The sequence below is a fragment of the Gilliamella sp. W8126 genome (genome assembly GCF_016102185.1).
Classification (GTDB): Bacteria; Pseudomonadota; Gammaproteobacteria; order Enterobacterales; family Orbaceae; genus Gilliamella; species Gilliamella apis_A.
The window spans coordinates 61,759-85,596 of the sequence record NZ_JACFPE010000004.1; the positions used below are offsets into that span (position 1 = coordinate 61,759).

The 23,838-nt window shown below is 36.4% G+C and carries 23 protein-coding genes; 10 read left to right on the plus strand and 13 right to left on the minus strand.

Annotated features, from left to right (window positions below):
• Position 1: 1 nt before the first annotated feature.
• The gene (flgL, locus tag H3S74_RS08635; RefSeq protein WP_198247679.1) at positions 2-940 is read left to right on the plus strand and encodes a flagellar hook-associated protein FlgL; all 939 of its coding nucleotides are present in this window, start codon (positions 2-4) and stop codon (positions 938-940) included.
• A gap of 292 nt (positions 941-1,232) precedes the next feature.
• On the opposite strand, the gene flgJ is transcribed toward flgL, so the two are convergent.
• From flgJ to flgB, 9 genes are read right to left on the minus strand one after another with little or no spacing between them, the layout of a single operon-like run.
• Entirely contained in the window at positions 1,233-2,258 is a 1,026-nt protein-coding gene (gene flgJ / locus H3S74_RS08640; RefSeq protein ID WP_110448821.1) for a flagellar assembly peptidoglycan hydrolase FlgJ, read from the minus strand.
• 15 nt (positions 2,259-2,273) lie between these two features.
• Positions 2,274-3,380, minus strand: a complete 1,107-nt coding sequence (locus H3S74_RS08645) for a flagellar basal body P-ring protein FlgI (protein ID WP_110448820.1) — start codon at positions 3,378-3,380, stop codon at positions 2,274-2,276.
• Between the two features lie 11 nt (positions 3,381-3,391).
• On the minus strand, positions 3,392-4,069 hold the full coding sequence (locus H3S74_RS08650) for a flagellar basal body L-ring protein FlgH (RefSeq protein ID WP_110448819.1): 678 nt from the start codon (positions 4,067-4,069) through the stop codon (positions 3,392-3,394).
• 22 nt (positions 4,070-4,091) lie between these two features.
• Complete coding sequence (gene flgG, locus H3S74_RS08655; protein WP_110448818.1) at positions 4,092-4,874, minus strand: flagellar basal-body rod protein FlgG; 783 nt, start codon at positions 4,872-4,874, stop codon at positions 4,092-4,094.
• A gap of 18 nt (positions 4,875-4,892) precedes the next feature.
• The gene (locus H3S74_RS08660; protein ID WP_065613572.1) at positions 4,893-5,648 is read right to left on the minus strand and encodes a flagellar basal body rod protein FlgF; all 756 of its coding nucleotides are present in this window, start codon (positions 5,646-5,648) and stop codon (positions 4,893-4,895) included.
• A 14-nt stretch (positions 5,649-5,662) separates the two neighbouring features.
• A complete protein-coding gene (gene flgE / locus H3S74_RS08665; protein WP_034900993.1) occupies positions 5,663-6,874 on the minus strand; it encodes a flagellar hook protein FlgE in 1,212 nt (403 codons plus the stop codon).
• Between the two features lie 16 nt (positions 6,875-6,890).
• Positions 6,891-7,610: a flagellar hook assembly protein FlgD gene (gene flgD / locus H3S74_RS08670; RefSeq protein ID WP_065579055.1), complete on the minus strand. Its 720-nt coding sequence runs from the start codon at positions 7,608-7,610 to the stop codon at positions 6,891-6,893.
• A 13-nt stretch (positions 7,611-7,623) separates the two neighbouring features.
• A complete protein-coding gene (gene flgC, locus H3S74_RS08675) occupies positions 7,624-8,031 on the minus strand; it encodes a flagellar basal body rod protein FlgC (RefSeq protein WP_086353945.1) in 408 nt (135 codons plus the stop codon).
• 2 nt (positions 8,032-8,033) lie between these two features.
• Positions 8,034-8,444, minus strand: a complete 411-nt coding sequence (flgB, locus tag H3S74_RS08680; RefSeq protein WP_065579056.1) for a flagellar basal body rod protein FlgB — start codon at positions 8,442-8,444, stop codon at positions 8,034-8,036.
• 156 nt (positions 8,445-8,600) lie between these two features.
• On the opposite strand from flgB, the gene flgA reads away from it, so the two are divergent.
• The 5 genes from flgA (at position 8,601) to flhA (ending at position 13,481) form a co-directional block, all read left to right on the plus strand.
• On the plus strand, positions 8,601-9,263 hold the full coding sequence (flgA, locus tag H3S74_RS08685) for a flagellar basal body P-ring formation chaperone FlgA (RefSeq protein WP_110448816.1): 663 nt from the start codon (positions 8,601-8,603) through the stop codon (positions 9,261-9,263).
• 78 nt (positions 9,264-9,341) lie between these two features.
• Positions 9,342-9,641, plus strand: coding sequence for a flagellar biosynthesis anti-sigma factor FlgM (gene flgM / locus H3S74_RS08690; RefSeq protein WP_065579058.1), 300 nt, complete (start codon positions 9,342-9,344; stop codon positions 9,639-9,641).
• A 23-nt stretch (positions 9,642-9,664) separates the two neighbouring features.
• On the plus strand, positions 9,665-10,099 hold the full coding sequence (locus tag H3S74_RS08695) for a flagella synthesis protein FlgN (protein WP_034901007.1): 435 nt from the start codon (positions 9,665-9,667) through the stop codon (positions 10,097-10,099).
• 143 nt (positions 10,100-10,242) lie between these two features.
• Entirely contained in the window at positions 10,243-11,373 is a 1,131-nt protein-coding gene (flhB, locus tag H3S74_RS08700) for a flagellar biosynthesis protein FlhB (RefSeq protein ID WP_110448815.1), read from the plus strand.
• Positions 11,374-11,393: 20 nt separating this feature from the next.
• Positions 11,394-13,481, plus strand: coding sequence for a flagellar biosynthesis protein FlhA (gene flhA, locus H3S74_RS08705; RefSeq protein WP_198247734.1), 2,088 nt, complete (start codon positions 11,394-11,396; stop codon positions 13,479-13,481).
• Between the two features lie 47 nt (positions 13,482-13,528).
• Here the strand turns inward: flhA and H3S74_RS08710 are convergent, their stop codons facing one another.
• The 3 genes from H3S74_RS08710 to H3S74_RS08720 form a co-directional block, all read right to left on the minus strand.
• A complete protein-coding gene (locus H3S74_RS08710) occupies positions 13,529-14,911 on the minus strand; it encodes an NCS1 family transporter (RefSeq protein ID WP_110448814.1) in 1,383 nt (460 codons plus the stop codon).
• Positions 14,912-14,960: 49 nt separating this feature from the next.
• Complete coding sequence (allB, locus tag H3S74_RS08715) at positions 14,961-16,328, minus strand: allantoinase AllB (RefSeq protein WP_198247680.1); 1,368 nt, start codon at positions 16,326-16,328, stop codon at positions 14,961-14,963.
• Positions 16,329-16,673: 345 nt separating this feature from the next.
• Complete coding sequence (locus tag H3S74_RS08720) at positions 16,674-17,309, minus strand: NAD(P)-dependent oxidoreductase (protein WP_198247681.1); 636 nt, start codon at positions 17,307-17,309, stop codon at positions 16,674-16,676.
• Positions 17,310-17,443: 134 nt separating this feature from the next.
• Between H3S74_RS08720 and H3S74_RS08725 the strand changes: the two genes are divergently transcribed.
• The 4 genes from H3S74_RS08725 (at position 17,444) to treC (ending at position 22,694) form a co-directional block, all read left to right on the plus strand.
• Complete coding sequence (locus H3S74_RS08725; RefSeq protein WP_110448811.1) at positions 17,444-17,788, plus strand: helix-turn-helix domain-containing protein; 345 nt, start codon at positions 17,444-17,446, stop codon at positions 17,786-17,788.
• A 578-nt stretch (positions 17,789-18,366) separates the two neighbouring features.
• Entirely contained in the window at positions 18,367-19,329 is a 963-nt protein-coding gene (gene treR / locus H3S74_RS08730; RefSeq protein WP_198222474.1) for a trehalose operon repressor TreR, read from the plus strand.
• Between the two features lie 182 nt (positions 19,330-19,511).
• Positions 19,512-20,939: a PTS trehalose transporter subunit IIBC gene (gene treB, locus H3S74_RS08735; protein WP_198201512.1), complete on the plus strand. Its 1,428-nt coding sequence runs from the start codon at positions 19,512-19,514 to the stop codon at positions 20,937-20,939.
• A 78-nt stretch (positions 20,940-21,017) separates the two neighbouring features.
• The gene (gene treC / locus H3S74_RS08740; RefSeq protein WP_198247682.1) at positions 21,018-22,694 is read left to right on the plus strand and encodes an alpha,alpha-phosphotrehalase; all 1,677 of its coding nucleotides are present in this window, start codon (positions 21,018-21,020) and stop codon (positions 22,692-22,694) included.
• 64 nt (positions 22,695-22,758) lie between these two features.
• Here treC and H3S74_RS08745 read toward each other — a convergent pair whose 3' ends face one another.
• Positions 22,759-23,820 (minus strand): DNA polymerase beta superfamily protein, encoded by a 1,062-nt coding sequence (locus tag H3S74_RS08745; RefSeq protein ID WP_198247683.1) that lies wholly within the window; start codon positions 23,818-23,820, stop codon positions 22,759-22,761.
• Between the last annotated feature and the right edge of the window lie 18 nt (positions 23,821-23,838).

Genomic DNA, 23,838 nt, shown 5'->3' on the forward strand with positions numbered 1-23,838 from the left:
CATGCGACTTAGTACTCATTCAATGTATCAAAAAAATCTAAATAGTATTTTAAATACCAATACCAAGTGGCAAAAGTCAGGATTACATTTGGCAACCGGCAAGAAAATATTATCACCTTCAGATGATCCGATGGGTGCTTCACAAACATTAATTTTAAAGCAAGCTCAATCAAGAAATAACCAATTTCAAGCAGCGCGAGATAGTGTTGATAAATCATTAAGTCGGCAAGATACGGTATTAAAAGAAGCGAATACTGTGATTCAATCAATCCAAGAAACTTTAGTTTATGCTGGTAATGAGACGTTAAATGATGAAAACAGACAAGATTTAGCTAATAAGCTACAAGGATTAAAAGATCAGTTAATTTCGTTAGCCAATGCTAAAGATACCAATGGTAATTATCTGTTTGCTGGTAATAAAAATGATACCCCTCCTTTTGTGGTTGATGAAAGCGGTAAAGTGAATTATGTCGGTGGTTCAACCACGATTAATGTTTTCATCGATGATACCCGTGAAGTATCGCTAAGTTTTACTGGCCAACAGATTTTTATGACAGGCGCCAATACAGAAGTAGAAAGTGATGTCTTTGCGAGTATCGATTATGCCATAGCGGCATTGCAAATTGGTTTAGATGATAATGATCCTGAAGCTATTGAACAGTTTCGATTAGGTTTATCTAAAGCCAGTCAAGGTGTTGATAACTCATTTGAAAACATCTCGACCGTTAGAGCTGCAGGCGGAAATGTATTGGCTGAAGTCGAAAGATTAACCGCACAGGGTAAAACCTTAGATATTGATTTTGAAACGCAAATTAGTCAAATTGAAGATGTTGATTGGTATGAAGCGATTTCAGATTATGTGATGCTACAAGCAAATTTACAAGCAGCACAATATACATTTATGAACATGCAAAACATGTCATTATTTCAAATGAAATAATCTATTATTAATTTTTACACATCCTAAACATGACTATTCATCTAACAAACAGGGGGTTACAACCTCCTGATTATCAAATTTCTTACTATTATCATTTTATTGTCATACTGTTTTTTATATTGCTATGCTGATGACCAGCTATTTGCCAAAGGGTGAGAAACGTGATTATAGGTGATCTCGATATGTGCAACTAACGCATTATTAGTTATTTATTGACTATAGCGCAGAGTTTGGTCTACTTTTTGGCTGTGATGATAATGTAATTTATTTAACAGCTATATTTATTTAAGCACTATTTAAAGGCAATTTGTCTAAATCCAGATATTGATTTTTGCGGTGTATTTTTGGCAATTTGCTCGATCCGACCAATAATTTGGATCAGTTTCTCGCTATAGTTAGGATCAGTTGCATAGTGTGCGTCTTGTAGTGCTTTGGCTGCTGTTCTAGCATCGGGAGCATTAACTACGGCACGATAACGTGGGCTTTTGGTTAATAAATTAAGGTAATCAGTTAATGCATGTTGTTTACTGTTGTATACCCTAAATTCATCTTTAATTTTAACCATATTGTTATTTAAGAATTCTTGAGTAGTTAACCGAGTTGAATCACCTTGCCATGATGAGGTTGCTTTTATACCGAAATAGTTATGACTCGGCTTATTATCAGCCGTTTTTATCTGTTTTTTACCCCAACCTGTTTCTAAAGCTGCTTGAGCAATAATGACTTCATAAGGGATGCCAGATATTTTCGATGCCTGCTTTGCTGGCTCAAACCATTCGACGACAAATTGGCTAATATGGTCTTTATCAACTTTGTTGAGCGAAGTTGGCAAGGTTGATTCATTAACATTGGCTTTGGTTAAATTGTTGGCTTTATGCTGTTGATAAAGCATTTGCCCTAATGCTGCTGGCGATAAATTGGATGAATTATCACTAAATAAAGATTGTGCCAATCGCATATTGGTTTGATTATTATTCGCTTGAGCTTGTGAATGAATATTAAGCGTAGAATGTGGCTGATTAGTTAATTGTTTAACAATAACATTAGATAGCCCTAAACCTTTACCTGCTGCTTGTTGAGCAATTTGTTGATCAAACATAGAGGTAAATAATTGCATTGCTGATTGATTAAATAAACCGCCATTGGGTACCGCTTTGCGCATAGATTGCATCATCATATTTACAAATAGTGTTTCAAACTGATCGGCAACTTGTTTGATGCTGTCAGTTGAACCACTAACAGCATTACGTTTCAATTGATTAATGCTAGAAAAATCATAAGCAAAACGATTTATAGACTGATTTATTAGGTTTTTCATTTCAATAGTTCTGCTTTAAATAGTTTCCAATGCGGCATGCAAACAACCAGCGGTTTTTAATGCTTCTAGTATTGACATTAACTCAGTAGGATTGGCACCTAATAAGTTAAGTGAATGAATAACTCGATTTAGATCGGCGCCAGACGCTAAATTCTGCAGTGCGCCACCATCTTGCTCGATAGTTACTTCATCATCTGGAACCACTGCTGTGTTGCCACCGGCGAGTGGTGTATTGGGTTGGCTAACTTTCAATTTGTTATTTACCACCACGGATAAATTGCCATGTGCAACGGCACAATTGTCTAATTGTACTTTTTGATTCATGACCACGACACCAGTACGTGTATTAATCACCACTTTAGCGGAAATAGGGCTAGCACTAATTTGGAGATTTTGAATTGTAGATAATAATTTAACTCTTGCTTGACTGTCTTGTGGCATAGTCAATTTTACGGTCATGCCATCTAAAGCAATGGCGATATTTTTTTGCACTTTGTTAATAGCATCAGCAATTTTTGTAGCCACAGTAAAATCAAAATAGTTAAGATGTAAATGAATAGTGCTGTTTTCATCTAAGCGTGTAACTAATTCTCTTTCGATGGTTGCACCGCTAGGAATGGTGGCACCAGCCATTTGGTTAACCGTTACACTACTGCTTCTACTGCTTGCCCCCATACCACCAACAAAAAGATTACCTTGTGCAATCGCATAAACTTGGTTATCGGCGCCTTTTAATGGTGTCATAATCAATGTACCACCACGCAGGCTTTTGGCGTTGCCTAATGACGAAACAACCACATCAATTTGTTGGCCAACACGCGCATAAGACGGTAATTTAGCCGTGACCATTACCGCTGCCACATTTTTTAACTGCATGTTGCTTCCTGATGGCACGGTAATACCTAATTGTGAGAGCATATTGGTGATACTTTGTATCGTAAATGGTGTCTGTGAAGTTTGGTCACCGGTACCGTCAAGCCCTACCACGATACCATAGCCGACTAAGGCATTTTCGCGAACGCCTTGTATTGTCACCAAATCTCTTATTCGCTCGGCATAACTAGAAGGGACAACCACTATTAGCAAAACAAAACAGATAAAAGTACGTAATTTATTTAGCATAATGATACTCATTAAAATGGCGAAAGATTAAAAAACAGGCGCTGTAACCAACCCATTGTTTGTGCTTCATCGATGTAGCCATTACCTACATATTCAATACGAGCATCAGCGACCTGAGTTGATATAACGGTATTACTACCACTTATTGTCCGAGGGTTAACAACACCTGAAAATCGAATAAATTCTGTGCCCTGATTTATTGCAATTTGTTTTTCACCAATCACTTTTAAATTACCATTAATCATGACATCTTGAACGGTGACGGTAATGGTACCGCTAAAGGTATTTTTAGCATTGGCACCACCAGAACCCTTAAAATCATTGCTACCTGAGATATCGGTATCCACTTTACCACGACCAACTAGCCCATCTAAAAAGTGCGGTACGGTTTTTACCCCTAAATTGACCCCACCATTACGGCCGGCATTAATGGATGAACTTTTACTTGCGCTAACGTTTTCTTGTAAAACAATAGTTAATACATCACCAATATTGCGTGGTCGACGATCTTCAAACATCGGTTGATAACCAAAACTACTTGGTTGTGAGGCTTGATAAATGGAACCACTGCTGTTCACAATTTCTGGCATTTTTGGAACAATACTGGTATCGCCTTCAACTAATGCTTTTTTAGGTAATTGACTACAACCAACTAACGACAAAGTTATTAAAATGTAAAGATATCTCATTACCGCTATCATTTTGTTAGATTTATAATTGATTTAAACGTTGCAACATTTGGTCAGATGCCGATATTGCTTTACTATTAATTTCGTAAGCACGTTGTACTTGAATCATATTAACCAGCTCTTCGGCCACATTTACATTTGACGTTTCAATATAACCTTGGTATAGCAATCCAGCACCATTGAGCCCCGGTGTATTTTCAGTTGGTGCACCAGAACTTTCGGTTTCTAGATATAGATTTTCACCAACGCTTTCTAATCCGGTGTCATTGATAAAAGTGTGTAATGTTAATTGACCAACTTGTACTTGAGTTGATTGATTAGCTAAGGTGACATTGACGATGCCATCACGTGCTACGGTCATTTTTATAGCATTGGATGGAATGTTAATTGTTGGTTGAATTTCATAACCGGCAGCTGTTACTAACTGACCATTTTGATTAACTTGAAAAGCGCCACTGCGGGTATAGGCTTGCGTTCCATCAGGCATAAGAACTTGGAAAAATCCTTGTCCATTAATGGCAATATCACTACTGTTATCGGTTAATTCTAAATTACCTTGGCTATGAATTCGTTCGGTTGCAACTGGTCTTACACCGGTACCAATTTGTAATCCTGAAGGTAATGTTGTTTGTTCTGAAGATTGCGCTCCTGGTTGGCGAACTGTTTGGTATAACAGATCTTCAAAAACGGCGCGTTGGCGTTTAAAACCCCCTGTACTAACGTTGGCTAAATTATTGGAAATAATATCCATATTCATTTGTTGCGCAGTTAAACCGGTTTTTGCAATCCATAATGATTTAATCATTGCTGTTTCCTATTTTAGTTAAGTTAACGATAATATTTGGTTGGCTTTTTGGGCATTTTCGTCGGCAGTAGTAATTTGTTTCATCTGCATTTCAAATTGACGAGAATGGCTAATTAGATTCACCATTGCCGTTACCGGATTAACATTACTGCCTTCGAGTACTCCGGACATCAATTTTGCATTAGGGTTATCTTGTAACACGGCACCACGATTATTTATGGTTGCCTCAGTGGCATGGAAAAATCCATCATCACCACGTACCAATTCATTGCGTTCAAGGTGAACTTTTTTTATTTTTCCTACTTGGGCAATGGTGGTGCGTTTATCGCCAGCACCTAAAGCTGATAAAGTCCCATCAGTACTGACACTAACTTGTGAACGCTGAGGTACTGTTAATACGCCATTATCACCAAGTAACGGAAAGCCTTGAATATTAAGTGTGCCGTTTTCATCGATTTGAATCGCACCATTACGGGTATATCCTTCACTGCCATCAGCTAACTGTACTGCTAGCCAATCGTCTTGGGATAAAGCAACATCTAAATTGCGTCCAGTGTAATTAAAGGCACCGATTGTTGAATCATAGGTTGGCGTAGTTGCCGTTACCATAGTTCTTGTCGGCATACTACTACCGACAATGGGAACGGCTTTCATTGCTGTTAATTGCGCCCGAAAGCCAACTGTCGATACATTAGCTAAATTATGACTAGTTATGGACTGTTGATTTAATGTTTGGCTTGCGCCAGACATAGCAGTATAAATAACGCGATCCATAAATACTCCTTAAATTATCTTAAATTAACCAATGTATTAAGAATTTGATCCTGAGTTTTGATGGTTTGTGAATTAGATTGATAATTACGTTGGGCAACAATCATATTGACTAACTCTTGGCTCATATCGACATTGGATGATTCAACTGCACCACTGGTTAGTAAACCAAAAGTACCGGTATTAGCTGAGCCTAATACTTCACCACCAGATTTAAGGGTTGCCCGCCAGTTATTGTTACCGGCTGATTCTAAGCCATTAACATTGGCAAAATCAGCCATGGCAATTTGACCTAACAACATCGTTTGTTGGTTAGAATAGACGCCATAAATTGAGCCATCATCACTGATACTATAGCCAACTAGATCACCAGCAGCATAACCATCAACGACAGGGGTTTTAATGCTACCGACTTCTTTACCCATATTTTGTTGAGTACTGTTTGCTAATGACAGCGTGAAGCTATTGGCGGCTGAACCATTAAGCCCATTAATATTAATCGTCATTTCTGGATCACTAATTAATTTGCCTGATGAATCAAACTCCATTTGCCCTAATGCTTGTAGGCTTGCGTTAGGATCACTACTATCAAGATAATGAACATCCCATTGATTATCAGCCGTTTTAACATAAAAAAGTTGAACATTACGTTGATTACCTAAAGAATCATAAGTGGTGATCGTGGTTGAATAATTAAAGGTATCAGCATCGGTGGCATTAATTGGTTGTTTTTCAGGTACTTTGCTATTTGAATTTAAATTTGTTTGCAAAGAGGCTTTATTGGTTGCTGATGCATTTAACATCTCTTGTGAAATCTTTAATGGGCCTGGTGCTGAACCTTGTTGGATCTGTGGTGGTGTGCCTGTGGCAAGATAACCGGTTAATTGAAAACCATCCGCTGAGATAATATTGCGATCAGCATCTAATTGAAACTGGCCATTACGGGTATAATAGATTTGACCACTACTATCAACTAAGCGGAAAAAGCCATTACCAGAGATAGCAACATCTAGACTATTATTGGTTGACGTTGTGGTGCCATCATTAAAATTTTGCATAACCGCAGCCACTTTGACGCCCATTCCTACTTTTGAACCAGCATAAATATCGGCAAATGAAATGCTAGCACTTTTAAAGCCAACTGTTGCAGAATTGGCAATATTATTACCAATAACATCTAATTGTTTTGATGCGGCATTCATACCACTAATTGCTTGAGAAAATCCCATATTAACTTATTCCCCTTTAAAGAATTTGACGTACTTCGTCAATACTAATTGAACCAAGTATCCCTAAATCAAGTAATACTTTATTATTAACTTTGCTATTAATTACGCCGTATACAACCGAGTAAGATAGTGGTGTGGACGATACTTTTTGCCCGTCATAAGTGGCATTAACCGAAAACGTATAACTACCATCTGGCGCCAGTGTTCCATCATTCAGTTCCCCATCCCAAGTAAAAGAGCTAACTCCAGCAGGAATCGAACCTAAATCGACCTCACGTACAACATTGCCATTTTCATCTTTGATGGTAATGACCACTGACTCAGCATCACGCATAAGTTCAAAGCCAAATGGTGTGGTAATAGTTTCTTTTTCACTTTCCGAACCTTCCACTTCTGATGTAGCGACCAAAATTTTATTACCTGGAACCATGACACCTTTACCAATCATGTTGCTGGCATTGACCGATAAGCTATCGTCAATTTGGCCTGAAACCATACCTAATGTGGTATTCAGTCGTTCGATACCCGCTAACGTATTGATTTGAGCTAATTGCGAGGTTAACTGACTGTTATCCATTGGATTGGTAGGATCTTGATTTTTCATTTGGGCAATAAGTAATGTTAAGAAATTATCTTGTAGTTCCTGACTAGAGTTACCATCAGACGTACCTTTCTTTAGCGCTTGTGGACTGGCCATATTAGTTGATTCTGAAACTGCTACATTTGAGATACCCATCAATTACGCCCTTTTATTGTCCTAGAGTCAGTGTTTTTAGCATTAAACTTTTTGCGGTGTTAATCACTTCTACATTTGCTTGGTAGCTACGAGATGCAGAAATGGTATTAACCATCTCAGCTACTACATCAACGTTAGGTTTTTGAATGTAGCCTTGTTCGTCAGCCAAAGGATGATTTGGTTCATAAACTAAATTCATTGGCGCAGGATCTTCAATAACTTGTGCTACTTTTACTCCAGCAACACTATTGGAATAACCATTGTCATCGACTTGAAAGATAACTTGTTTGGCTCGATAAGCTTGACCAGAAGTACTGGTAACACTATCAGCATTAGCTAAATTACTGGCACTGACATTCATTCGTTGTGTTTGTGCCATTAAGGCTGAACCAGAAACCGAAAAAATAGAGAAGCTCATGATGATTATCCTTGCTGTAATACCGAAATGACATTTTTAAACTGTTCACCTAAAAAGGTTAAATTACTTTGATAGTGGATACTGTTATCCATAAAAGCAGTTCGTTCTTGATCCATCTCAACAGTGTTGCCATCAGCAGATGATTGATAAGGAATACGATAAAGAAGATTATAATTAGTGAAATCAGCGCTAGTTATTTGAATATGTTTTGCAGAAGTAATATTTAGTTTTATATTATTGTGGGTCGATTGATTATTGATGGCTCTGTTTAATTCAGTATTAAAATCAATGTCCCTCGCTTGGTAATTAGGCGTATCACTATTAGCAATATTGGTTGCAAGTATATTTTGACGTTTTTCACGAACATTGAGTGCTTGTTGGTGAAAATTAACGAAAGTATCTAATTTATTTAGCATAAAATCATCTCATCCTGATAGATAAAAAGAATTTTAAGCAAATCAAAAAAAAATCATCGTATAAATAACGATAAAAATTGCCCTTATTTCAACATTCGATAGGTGAGCTTATAAAGTACAATTTAGTTATCAATAATTATATGAACCCCGACAAATATGCCTCAGATTATTAGATTGTTGTTTCTTTTTTGTATGTTAGGTAGTTCAAAAATAGTTTGTGCCACTGCACTTGAAAAACAAATTAGTGATCTGATCCATCAACAACTTATTGATGTGAATGTTGATAAAGTTGTCATTAATTATCCAACTGCAAAACCGCAATTAAGTTGTGACTCACCAACATTGGCAATATTGAACAAAAATAAACAATGGGGCAATTTAACGATTACCGCCAGATGCGAAAATATCACTAAATATATCCAGATATACGTGGCTGTGAGTGGCCATTATGTTATTGCTAAACAAGCAATTAGTGCAGGAACATTAATTACTGAACAACTGGTAAAAATGCAACCTGGTCAGTTAGATAAATTACCAGCAACAGTAATTTTAAATCAATCTGAAGTTATCAATCATCTTGCTTTACGTAATATTAATGATGGTGAAGTAATAAAAAATTCAATGCTGCAGAAAAACTGGTATGTTAAAGTCGGTCAAACCGTAAAGGTCATTATTAATGGCGAAGGTTACTCAATTGCAACGCATGGCAAGACATTAAGTAATGGGGCATTGGGAGAATCAATTAATATTAAACTTAATACGGGTAATGTTGTTGAAGGTGTTGTTAGTGAAAAAGCTATCACTATTATCAATAAATAAAATTAATGATTTTTTGATTTTTGCCGATAATTAGACTAAACCAACCCTATAAACCTTGACTTGAATTAAAGGAATTTTATGAGTATAGATGCAACAAAATTGGTTACAGCAGTATCGGGATTGCTAAATCGTGATTTAATAAATGGACAAAATAAAGAAACTAAAGCATCTGTGCAAACGTCAAATAGCTTAAATTTGAATAGCAATGTCAAATTGAGCCAAAACACTATCGCATTATTACATTCGACAGAAAATGATATTGATATTAGTAAAATTGAGAAAATAAAACAGGCCATTACTAATGGTAACTTAGTCATCAATCCAAATAAAATTGCAGACGAAATTATTAAGCAAACTCTTGAAGAGATTGAAAGCTAATTAATTTTTGAAGGAATATCATAATGTTAGAGTTAGATAACATTTTTAATAATGTAACAGTCATGTTGCAATCACTTTCAGATATTCTAGAGTCTGAACAGCAAATCCTAATTGGGACTAATACAATTAGCCAATTAAATGACGTTATAAATCAAAAAAGCCAATTACTTATCGAGTTAAAGTTACTTGATGAAAAACGGCTAAAAGTAAGTGCACGCTATAATATCCAATCACCTTATAGTGAAAACCCTGAGCTAGCGTTGAAATGGCAAGCCATCACTAATACCACTCAGCGATTAGCTCAAATCAATCGAGATAACGGTATACTTATTCAAAATCGTATGAATATGACACAACAATCGATTGATTATTTAAAAAGTATTAATAACCCCGCGGTTTACACTTATCACGGTTATCAACAGCCTGAAACGATTTCATCTAAACGTGCTAAAGTTTAATCATTTTAATGCTATTTAAAGCTAAACGAGCTAAATAACCAGTAATTTGGGGTCTTATTAAGCCAATAACTTTAATCAGTTGCGTTCATACTGTGCTATCAAAGTAAAGTGTAATTAGACAGTAAAATTGGTTTAACTGATATATGGCTGATGATAGTGATCTAGAGAAAAGTGAACAACCCACCGATAGTAAATTAAAAAAGGCTAAGGAAAAGGGACAAATTCCTCGATCTCGTGAGTTAACATCGCTAATGATATTGTTAGTTGGCATTATGTTATTTTGGATAATGGGAACACATTTTGTCAGCAAATTAAAAGCAATTATTCAACAAGCCATGTTAGTTGCCCACCGAACCGATGATGATAAACAGATTATTTTCAATTTAATTAATTTATTAACCGCTGGATTTTGGGCGATTTTACCTATTTTTGTGGGATTAGTTATTGTTGCTATCATTGCTCCGCTTAGTGTTGGTGGTTTGCTGTTTAGTCTACAATCGATTAAGCCTAATTTAGGCAAATTGAATCCTATTAGTGGGTTTAAACGGTTATTTAGTCTGCGAATTTTTTCAGAACTGTTTAAAAGTATTCTTAAAGTGGTTTTAATCGCTTTTGCTGCTGCCCTATTTTTGATACATCAATTTCCCAATATGCTGGTACTACCCAGTATGTATTTAAATAATGCATTATCTCAAGTAATGCAATTGCTGATTTACGCTAGTTTATTGATTGTATTAGCCTTAATACCAATGGTAGGTTTTGATATTTTTTACCAAATATGGAGCAATTTGAAAAAGTTAAAAATGTCGAAGCAAGAAGTGAAAGATGAGTTTAAAGAGCAAGAAGGTAATCCGCAAATTAAAGGGCGTATTCGACAAATGCAGCAGGCAATGGCAAGGCGTAGGATGATGAAAGATGTCCCTAAAGCTAATGTTATTGTTACCAACCCAACCCATTATGCAGTTGCTCTGCAATATGATGAAAAAACCATGAGTGCGCCCAAGATATTGGCTAAAGGTACCGATAATATAGCGAGCAAAATTAAACAAATTGCTCAAGAGCATCAGATCCCGCAATTAGAAGCGCCACCTTTAGCTCGAGCATTATATCGCCATGGTGAGATAGGTAAATCAATACCAGCAGAGCTCTATGCTGCGGTAGCACAAATTCTCGCTTGGGTTTATCAATTAAAAAGATGGCATAGATATGGTGGTGAAAAACCACTCAAACCAACCAATTTATCAATCCCAGAATCTTTATCTGTGAATAAATAAAGGTAATTGTAATTGTTATGATGAAATCAAAATTAACTAATCTATTATCAATAAATACCTTAAAAAGTGGTCATTATCGAATTTTAACTGGGCCAATGTTGATTTTATTGATTCTTTCGATGATGGTATTACCTTTACCCGCATTTATTTTAGATCTCTTTTTTACTTTTAATATTGCCTTATCGATTATCATTTTGATTGTGGCACTGTTTACTAAGCGAGTTCTTGATTTTGCCGCTTTTCCCACCGTTTTATTGTTTGCAACTTTATTGCGCTTATCCCTTAATGTTGCCTCAACTAGAGTGGTGTTACTAAAAGGCCATACTGGTAGTGACGCGGCTGGTCGAGTAATTGAAGCTTTTGGCCACTTTTTAGTTGGTGGTAATTTTGCCATTGGTATTGTTGTGTTTATCATTTTAGTTATTATTAACTTTATGGTAATCACTAAAGGCGCTGGTAGGATAGCTGAAGTAGGTGCTCGCTTCGCATTAGATGGTATGCCGGGTAAGCAAATGGCTATTGATGCCGATCTTAATGCTGGATTAATCGGTGAGGATGAAGCTAAAGCTCGGCGTGCAGAAGTTACTCAAGAAGCCGATTTTTATGGCTCTATGGACGGGGCAAGTAAATTTGTGCGTGGTGATGCTATCGCTGGTTTATTGATTATGGCGATTACCATTGTTGGTGGCTTATTAGTTGGGGTGATGCAGCATGGTATGACATTATCCGATGCCAGTACAACCTATGTGCTATTAACTATTGGTGATGGATTAGTTGCGCAAATTCCTTCCTTAATTATTTCCACTGCTGCCGGTGTTATTGTGACGCGGGTCACTTCACAAGAAAACATCAGTGACCAAATGTTAAAGCAGTTATTTAATAATCCACAAGTATTAATTTTAACTGCGGTTGTAATTGGGTTACTTGGCCTTATTCCGGGTATGCCAAATTTAGTATTTTTAATGTTTACGGCTATTTTATCGCTCATTTCGTGGTGGTTAAGCAAACAAAAGAAACTTGAAAAATCAGTCTCTACTCCGCAACAAAATATAGCAGCAACTAAACCGTCAAATGTTGACGCTTCATGGTCTGATGTCAATATTGAAGATATTTTAGCGATGGAAGTTGGATATGGCTTAATCCCTATGGTTGATCAAAACCAAAATGGTGAATTACTTGGCCGAATTCGCAGTTTACGCAAAAAGTTTGCCCAAACATTAGGTTTTTTACCACCACAAGTACATATTCGCGATAACCTCTCATTATCACCTTATCAATATAAAATTTTTATAAAGGGTGGCGAGATAGGCCAAGGTGAAATTATGAATAACAAGTGGTTGGCGATTAATCCTGGCACAGTGACCGAACAAATTGATGGAATTGCAACAACTGAACCCGCATTTGGTTTACCTGCGGTTTGGATAGATACCAATAATAAAGAAGCGGCCCAAATATTAGGTTATACCGTGGTTGATACCAGTACCATGATTGCTACTCACTTTAATCATTTATTGCATCAATTTGCCAGTGATCTATTAGGGCGTTTAGAAACGCAAGAATTACTGGATCGCATCAAACAAGATATTCCTAAATTAGTCGAGGATTTTATTCCTGGTGTCGTACCATTAACCACGTTTCATAAAATTTTACAAAACTTGTTGGCCGAAAAAGTCTCTATTCGAGATATGCGCACGATTATTGAGACAATTTGTGAACAAGCACCTAACCAAAATGATGCTTACCATTTACTTAGTATTGTTAGAATAGCATTGGGTAGAGTGATTACTCAGCAGTGGTTTCCGGGAACAGAGCCGATAAAAGTGATTGGATTAAGTATCAGTTTAGAGCGAATATTACTGCAAGCGTTACAAAATACCAGTAATGTTGAGCCTGGTTTGGCGGAACATATACTCCAACAGTTTCAGCAAGCCCTTAATCAGCAAGATGCAATTGGTGCACCGCCAGTTTTATTAGTTAATCATACTTTGCGAGCTATGCTGGCGCAGTTTTTAAGACCTAACTTTCCACAATTAGCGGTATTATCAAATTTAGAAATTAGCGATAATCGTGAAATTAAGGTGACCTGTCAAATTGGTAGTGAATCATGATGATAACATTGAATTTACTACCTAATTTTGCTGGTCACTTAATTGAGCTATTTCTTTTCAAAAATAGTTCCTTTTTTGAACGGCGAATCTTTAAAGGTAAATTTGGTTAATAAAATATAACTAATTCCACCAACAACAAAACCGACAATCCATGTTAAGCTAACTTCATAAAATGCAGCCGCTGAGCCAATCAGCATTGCTAGAATCGCTGCAGGGTTAAAACCAGCAAATTGACCGTTATTATCATATAGCGTGTTTACATCAATTTTTTGTCGACGTAACAGATAATATTCCACCAATAAAATTGCCACAATTGGCCCTAAAAATGCCGAATAAATTAAGATAAATAAACCTAATCCTTTAGCTGACGTATCTTGAACTAACACCCATGGGAAAGAAGCAATAGCTAATAAACCCGTAATGGTTACCGCCACTTTATATTTCGCTTTAGTTAATAAAGTAATTACATAAGCAGGTGGGATGATGTTAGCAACAATATTTACGGCAATGGTACCTAATACAATAAAGGATGAGACTACAATGGTAATATATGGATTATTTACTACAATGGCGAACGCTTTAACTGGATTCGAGTTACCGGTGACTGATGCTAACATTACACCAATAGTAATAATAAAGCCGTAAGCGACAAAAATGGGTAAAAAATAGAGTAGGCCACGTTTGCGATTGCTAAAACCTGATTTTAGTTCTCGTGAATAATCAGCTGCACTAAGAAAAATTGCTGCATAATTACCCAAGAACATCATAATAAAGCCACAAAATGGTAGTCCCCAAGTTCCTTCGGCATTTACCCATTTATCGATAATAATATCTTGGTGATTGTTGAGTAATAGAATAAAGACATAAACTAATGCACACAGAATCACCACTGAAATTAGGGTTTCGACCCATTTTATAGCATGGAATCCATATAGTGATAAGGCTATTTGGAAAAATTGTAAAATAAGGAAACAAATAAATACATTATCGAAATCACCATTAGATAATATTTTTACAATCTCATTGAGTGCCGTGGCACCGATCCAGCTTTGAAAACCATACCAAACAATAGCAGGAATACCGCGGAGCAATGAAGAAATAATCGCACCTTTTATGCCAAATGACATTCGCAATTGCACGACATAAGGAATACCTGATCGATATCCTAGACGATCATTAAAGACAAAAATTGTGGTAATGATTAATATTGCGATAAACGTTGCGGCAAACGTTTGGAAAATATTCATGGTGGCGACACCAGCTACGACTAAGCTAGCACCTAAGGTCATATTACCCAAATTCATACCATCACCAATCCACATAAAGGCATAAGCCAAAGGATTCATTGTTCTATCTTTGCTAGATTTGGGTAATAACGAACTATCAATCTGCAATGGTGTCGTCGATGACTGTGCTGTGTTATTCTTCATTATTTTCCTTTCCTACCTATTTTATTTTTTTATCGTTTTAATTTTATGATTAACGTCGAATAAAACTACCTCTCGGCGTTGCATCAATACCAGAATCAATCTGATAAATGGTTTTTCCTCGTAATATGGTTTGCACAACTTGAGCACCAATTTGTCTACCCACATAAGGGCTAAATTTATTACGATATTCGAGATCTTGTGCAGTTAAAACATAGTCTGAATGAGGTTTTATAAAGATAATATCTGCGTCTTTACCAACTTGAATTGAGCCCTTGGTTGGTAAGTTATATCTTTCGGCTGGATTTTTAGCGATGATATCGGCAAACTGTTTTAATGACATACCGCGTTTTTGAACGGCTTCATCAAACAAAATATCGACATTATTTTGCACACCTGAAATTCCTCCCCATGCATCAAACGCATTGGCTTTATCTTTTAAATCGTAGGTACATGGTGAATGGTCAGATACGGCGGTGATAATGTGGCCGGCAAAGAGATATTTCCACAAACCTTCTTGTGCTTGTTGATCACGGATTGGCGGAGAACATTTTGCAATTGGGCCAATTGCATCTAATTGATCTGTAGTGAAATAGAGGTAATGAATACAGGTTTCACAAGTGACATTAACTCCTTCTTGACGTGCTTTTATTACTTCTTCAACTCCTTCTGGACAAGCTACATGGCAAATATGAATTGGGCAACCGGTTTGTTTGGCAAAAAAGATAGCTCGGCGAATAGCTTCTACTTCAGTGAATGCCGGACGAGTTGCTACGTATTGTGATAATTTGCTTTCCCCTCGTGCTTTGGCTTGTTGTCCCAAAATATCTGTAATTGCTGCATTTTCGGCATGAATAGCTAAAACTTTACCGGTTTTGGCTATTTGGCGCATCCCTTCCCATAATGCATAATCATTAACATTAGCGAAATCACCGTCAAGATTTGGGTCACCACAGGTTGCCATAAAGCATTTAAACGCAGCAACACCTTCTTGAACTTGTTCTTCTATACCATTATTAGTTAGGTTATAGGGAACTAATCCACCATATGAAGCAACGTCAACATATAATTTACCTTCGCCAGCTGCATATTTGGTTCGCAATGTTTCACCGCTGGTGGTAGCAGGAAGTTGATTTAGTGGCATTTCGACAAAAGTTGTCACCCCACCTTTTGCACATGCTTTGGTTCCAGTAACATAACCTTCCCATTCATGGCGGACACCGCCAGGTTCGCTAATATGCACATGAATATCAACCATTCCCGGGCTGACAATTAAACCTTCAGCATCGATAATTTGCTCTGCTTGCTCCAAATTAGGGCCAATAGCAGCAATTTTGCCATTTTTTATTGCAATGTCGGTATTAGTCTCGCCTGATTCGAGAATAACAATACCATTTTTAATGATTAGATCGTACTGCATAAGCGTTTTCCCAAGTAAAGTGATAACAAATTAAACACATAATAATTCATATTATCAGTATTATTGGCATTATCAAATTATTCATAATAATCTTTTATTTATGCAATAAGCATGCCAATAATTGAACAGTTAACCGATAACTGGTCTAATCTAATTTTTTCAATTGTTAGCGCACTAAAATGATCCATTTATATACCAAAGGTTGGTGTTTTTGCACTATTTTGGTTTGTTGGCGTGAGTGAACAAATATGGTTAGTCGAGTGGAAAGTTTAAATGATTTTCCTTACATTAAAATAACCGTTTGTATATAGGCTATCTTAATGTAAGGTTATTTATCGATATCTATTATTCAGCGACAACAGTGAAACGTTGTTTGATATGTTGGGCTTTTTCTGCTTCATCAATCATAGCGACCGCATAGTCAGCGTAGCTGATTTGACTTTTACCTTGGCTGTTAACTAAGAATTGCTCGCCACCAACAGTATAATGACCAGTTCTTGCTCCATCAGCAATAAACTCAATTGCTGGGCTTAAATAGGTCCATTGCACATCATCACAGGTTCTTAGTTGATCTAAAGCTTTCGCCATATTGTTGGCTAATGGTTTAAATTCATCAGGGAAATCTGGTGAATCGGCTAAACGAACGGTATGCTCTGGGTCGACGTATAAACTGCCGGCACCACCAACAACTAATAAACGGTTAGGTTTACCGCTTAAAATATCGGTTAAATGTTTAAGGCTAGTTTGATGTAATGGTAATGATTCAGGTGTCCAAGTACCAAATGCATCAATAATCACATCAAATGGTTTTAAATCGTCATAAGTTAATTGAAATAGATCTTTAACTAATACTTTCGCTTTTGTGTCGCTATTTGAACTTTGTTTACGTACGATAGCTGTGACATCATGTCCTCGTGATAATGCTTCTTTAACCAATAGTTGTCCTGATTTACCATTTGCACCAATGACTGCAATTTTCATCTTGTTCTCCTTAATACGACTTAAATAAATTAATTTTTTTAGCTTAATATCCAAAGTTTCTATTGTAAAGTAGGTACCAAGTAGTAATATAGTTACCGTTTAGATACTATTGTTGAAATTAAAGGAATTTTGTTATGCAGGTGATTGAAAATTTACCGCCATGTCCTGTTGAAACCACTCTATTATTAATGGGTGACAAATGGAAAGTCCTAATTGTGCGAGATTTGCTGACAGGTACCAAACGTTTTGGGGAACTGAAAAAATCACTAAATGGTATATCACAAAAAGTGCTTACTTCTCATCTACGTACTATGGAAAAAAATGGCCTAATCACCCGTAAAGTATACCCACAAGTGCCACCTAAAGTGGAATATACCTTAACTGAAGTCGGAGAAAGTTTAAAGCAAGTACACGATGCTATGTTAGATTGGGGAAGTATCTACAAATCAAAATATAGCACTAAAACGAGTAGGGTTTAAGCTTACTCAGAAAAGGGGCTATTCTGCCCTTTTTTAATATGTATGCTTGGCGCTTAGCTATCACATTCTTCCCAATCAAAATAAAATTCATTTGGGTTTAGATTTATATTACAAGCAATAATTATTGTCTTTGGATAAGGGTTTTGTTCAGTTTTCGATGTGGTATATTTATAGTAATTATAGTAATCGTCAATACCATGCCTGCGTAGTATTTGTTAAATACAATAAAGCTGAGATTCTATGCTATCGTCTTTCCTATAGCTAATGCTGTGGTTGATAAATCCAATATAATCAATGTAATGATTAAAAATTACTTATTGAGTCAATTTAAATTTTTAAATAATGGCAGTCATGAGAATAATTGACTTTGCTATCAAGATTTCGCAGTCGATAACAATAAATCGATTACTAGCAATATATGCTGATGATTATAATAAAAACAAATTAAAACAATACACTAATGTTATTTTTGAATAATAGATTAAGTTGTTTTGCCACCGCATAATAAGCGTCAATATCGCTATTTTCTTTAATCTATATTACTATGATTTAATTGATATTCATTCAACAAATTGATTATGAGTAAATCATCAACTAATTTAACCATTAAAGATATAGCTAAATTAAGTGGCGTCAGTAAATCGACGGTTTCACGAGTGATTAATCATGATCCTATGGTGAAGGAATCAACTCGAAATAAAGTGATGGCAATTGTTGAACAATATCAATTCACTCCTTCAAAATCAGCAAGAGCAATGCGCGGTTATGGGAATAAGGTTATCGGTATTATTGTCACACGCCTTGATTCAATATCTGAAAATCATGCAGTGCAAAGTATGTTGCCGATTTTTTATGCTAATGGCTATGATCCTATAATTATCGAGAGTCAATTTAGTGCCGCAAAAGTCGCCGAACATCTGACGATGTTAAGAGAAAAACAAGCTGATGGTATTATTGTGTTTGCTTTTACGGGATTGGACAGTTCATTGTTAACGGTTTGGCAACATAAATGTGTGGTGATTGCTAGGCCATTTTCAGCTTATTCTTGTATTTGTTATGATGATATTGGTGCAGTAAATAAAGCACTAACTTACTTATATCAATCAGAAAAACATAAAAAAATAGGTTTTATTGGCGTTGATAAGCAAGATCAAACTACTGGTGGTTTACGTTATCAGGCCTATATTGATTTTTGTACTACCTATAAAATTCAACCTAACGCCGTACTTGGTAATTTAAGTTATTATTCTGGTTATGAGCTTGCCGAATCGGTGTTAGTTCATTCACCAACAGCGATAGTTTGTGCTACTGATTCGATTGCTTTAGGCTTAAATAAATTTTTATCGGAAAAAAATATTAATAATATTGTTGTTATTAGTATCGGTAGTAGTGAGTTGTTAAATTTCTTATTTTCTCAAACGATAACGGTTGATCTTGGTTTTGATAAAGCTGGCATCTATGCGGCAAACGAGCTATTACTGATGTTAGAAAAACAGGTAAACGCTAAAATTATTACTGTTCCATCCCAACTACTGAAATAACTCACTGTGTATCGCATTTAGCTGTGATTATCTGAAAATTGTGAGATTTATCACAAAAAGGGAACGTTCCCATTTATTTAAATAGTCATTCCATTTATGCTTAATCTCTATCAAATTAGGATCGAAATGATTTAACTAAAAACCAAAATATTGGCTTAAATTGAAAATAAGGAGACTTAACAATGGCGAAAGCACCTAAAGTTTCAACCGCATCAATTATGCAACTAATTGAGCTGGTTGGCGGAAAAGAAAATATTGCCAGTGTCACCCATTGTTTAACCAGATTAAGATTTGCGCTTGCTGATCCGAAAATAGCCAATGTTGATGCTATTGAAGAATTACCTTTTGTCAAAGGCTGTTTTAATAATGCTGGGCAATTTCAAATTATTATTGGTACCAATGTCGATAGTTATTACAAATTATTGATTGAACAACTAAATATTGATGAAGCAACCAAAGAACAAACCAAAGCCGCAGCTAAGCAAAATATGTCGTGGTTTGAACGGTTAATTTCAAACTTAGCTGAAATCTTTGTGCCATTGTTGCCAGCCTTAATTGCCGGTGGTTTATTACTTGGCTTGCGTAATGTGATTGGTGAAATGCCAACTATTGACGATAAACCTCTTACCGATACCTATCATTGGTTAGTACCTATTCATAGTTTCTTATGGTTACCTTGTGAAGCGATTTTCCATTTTCTACCGGTGGCTATTTGCTGGTCAACTGTTAAAAAAATGGGGGGATCGCCTGTTTTAGGTATTGTTTTAGGTATAACGTTAGTTTCACCACAATTGATGAATGCTTATAATTTGGGTAAGGTTATTCCTGAAGTATGGGATTTTGGTTGGTTTACCATTGCCAAAGTGGGTTATCAAGCACAAGTTATACCATCAATTTTTGCTGGATTAGCATTAGGATGGATTGAAACACGCCTTCGTAAAATTATTCCTGATTACTTAAATCTAGTGATTGTGCCAATCGTTGCCTTAATGCTATCAGTCGTCTTAGCACACTTTATTTTAGGGCCTATTGGACGCATGCTTGGTGATGGGATTGCTTATGTGGTTAAGTATTTAATGACTGGTGATTATGCCTTTATTGGTTCAGCTATTTTTGGCTTCTTCTATGCTCCTTTGGTTATTACAGGTATTCACCACACCACATTAGCCATCGATATGCAGATGACCGAAAGCATGGGTGGTACACCTATTTGGCCAATTATCGCTTTATCCAATATCGCCCAAGCATCAGCGGTGGTTGGTATCATCTTAATAAGTAAAAAACATAATGAACGAGAAGTCTCCATTCCTGCGGCAATATCTGGATATCTCGGTGTGACAGAGCCAGCGATGTACGGTATTAATTTACGCTATAAATTCCCAATGTACTGCGCCATGATTGGTGCCGCTTGTGCGGGATTAATCTGTGGTTTAAATGGCGTATTATCCAACGGTATCGGCGTGGGGGGATTACCAGGTATTTTATCGATAAAGCCTGTTTACTGGTTGATTTATGCATTGGCGATGTTAGTGGCGATTGTCGTTCCGATCTTATTAACGATAGTGGTTTATAAGATAAAACAGAAAAAAGGCACGCTCAATGTCCAATAAAAAATAGCGCGGGTGATTCACCCAACTTTACAGAAGAGTGAATATTACAATTTACTGATTAAAAATAAAGAGCAAGTGATGAATAAAATTGATATTCCGTGGTGGCAAAACGGCACCATTTACCAAATCTACCCAAAAAGTTTTCAAGCCAGCCAAGATAGTGCCACAGGCGATTTATTAGGCATCATTAGCCGATTAGATTATCTAAAAAAACTCGGCATTAGCGCAATTTGGTTAACGCCGATTTACCCATCACCGCAAATTGATAATGGCTATGATGTTGCCGATTATTACGATATCGACCCAGCCTATGGCTCAATGGATGATTTTGAATTACTGATTAAACAGGCGCATGAGCGTGGCATCCGCATTATGATGGATATGGTGTTTAATCACACCTCGACCGAGCATCCATGGTTTAAATCAGCTTTAGATAAAACCAGTCCGTACCGCTCATTTTATATCTGGAAAGATGCTAAGGCGGACGGTAGCGAGCCCAATAATTGGCGCTCCAAGTTTGGTGGTAAAGCATGGCAATGGCATGAACAATCTGGGCAATATTACTTACACCTATTTGCCAAAGAGCAAGCTGATCTTAATTGGGAAAATCCACAAGTTCGCAACGAAATTAAGAAAGTATGCCAATTTTGGGCAGATAAAGGCGTTGATGCATTAAGACTGGATGTGATTAATTTAGTCTCCAAACAACAGGATTTTGCTGATGACAACAATGGTGATGGTCGACGTTTCTATACCGATGGCCCCAAAATCCACGAGTTTTTACAAGAGATGAGTAGCGATGCTTTCCAACCTAATGATCTCAAAACCGTTGGCGAAATGTCTTCGACCTCATTAGCTAACTGTTTGCAATATGCCTCGTTAGACGGAAAAGAGCTCACTATGACTTTTAACTTTCATCATTTAAAAGTTGATTATCCAAATGGTTATAAATGGGCATTAGCTAAACCAGATTTGCTTGAGTTAAAGAATATTATTGGTGATTGGCAAACTGGGATGCATGCTAAAGCATGGAATGCCATTTTTTGGTGTAATCATGACCAACCGCGCATTGTGTCACGCTTAGGTAATGAAAACCAATATCACCGTGAATCAGCGAAAATGCTTGCTATGTTACTATATGGATTACAAGGTACGCCATATCTCTATCAAGGTGAAGAGATCGGCATGACCAATCCGCATTTTAATAGTATTAACCAATATCGTGATGTCGAAAGTTTAAATATCTACCAAGAAAAAATAGCTGAAGGGATGAATGAAGCGGAAATTTTAGCAATTTTAGCGAGTAAATCACGTGATAACAGTCGTACGCCTATGCAATGGGATGATAGCTTAAATGCTGGTTTCACAACGGGAAAACCATGGATTGAGGTGGCAAATAATTATCGACAAATTAATGTCAAAGCCGCATTGGCTGATCAGAATTCGATCTTTTACTGCTATCAAACATTAATTAAATTACGCAAAGAGTACCCAATCTTTATTTTTGGTGATTATCAAGATTTAACCGCCAATGTTGCTGATTATTGGTGTTACTTGCGCCGCTACAATAATCAACAACTATTAGTGATAACCAATCTAACTGAACAACCTGTTAACTGGCAGTTACCAAAAACCTTACAAGGTACTAATTGGCAAAGATTATTGAGTAATTATCAGCAAGCAACCGCATTTGACTCTGAAATTCAATTAAGACCATACGAAGCATTATATTTATTGGCTGGTGATGATAAATAATAAGCTTTAGTAAAATTGAATGTAAAAAAGCGCCGTTATTAAAATGAGCGCTTTTTATTAATCATTATGATTGATATAAGTGATTACGCATAGTTAGTAAAACTGCTAATGCTTTTTGGCGATTAGGTTGGTCAGGTAATCGCGATGACAATGATGCGGTTTCAATTTTTGCTAATAACGACTCAGCAAGTTGCATAATCTCATCATAGTTTAATTTACCTTGCTTAATGGCTAACAGTTGGTCGCGATTAGGTCGTTTATTGGTAATGGTTCCTTTTGTCATGATTTCGTAGGCAACTTGCAATAACCGAATGGTATGCATCATGTTTTTAGCATCAAAGTCATTACCATTTTCAATATTATTTTTATAACGTTGTTGATTACGATTGGCGACCCATTGCCAATACGCTTTATAGTCACGGCAATGCGATGAGAAGCCATCACGATTAAAACTCAAATAAGCCATTACAGGGGTATCGATTTTCACCGAAGATAAACAGAGTTCCGTTGAATCTTCATGCTGAATAATGCCATGATAACCACAACTGCCTGACGCATCATAGAAAAGGGCATATAAATCCTTACCATGAGGTATATTAACTAAACCACAACACTGTTGCTGTAAACCATTTTGTGTTAACCAGTTGGTCATTGGATAAGTATGTTGCCCTTGAATAATATAACAAAAATCCAGTACTGTTTTTCGTTTAACTTCCACTGGATTATTGATTTTTTTATTCAACCCTTTAGCTTTTTTTATTTGCGATATTGCATAGTGAGCAAATGTTTGTTCGGTTTGTTTAGATAAAAAAAGATCAAGGGTCAACTGCTGCATAATCGGATGTTGATATAAAATACATTCCGAGCTGGAAGCTAACACTTCTAAAATATTAGGGTTATTTTTAAGCAGTAATTCAACAAACCGGCCTAATTCATAATAGACAATATCATTTGAGGCATTACTAATTTGCGGAATGTATTCAAGTCCATAAAATTTTTCTTTTGGTAGATAAAATACCCCTTTGATATCAGTATCGGATGTTTCAGTGGCTAATCCAAAAGCACGGCTACCACTGATAACCTCAAATAAGATTAAATTTTGCCTTTTTAAATCATCAATTGTCATTTGATATTCTTTTCCCTA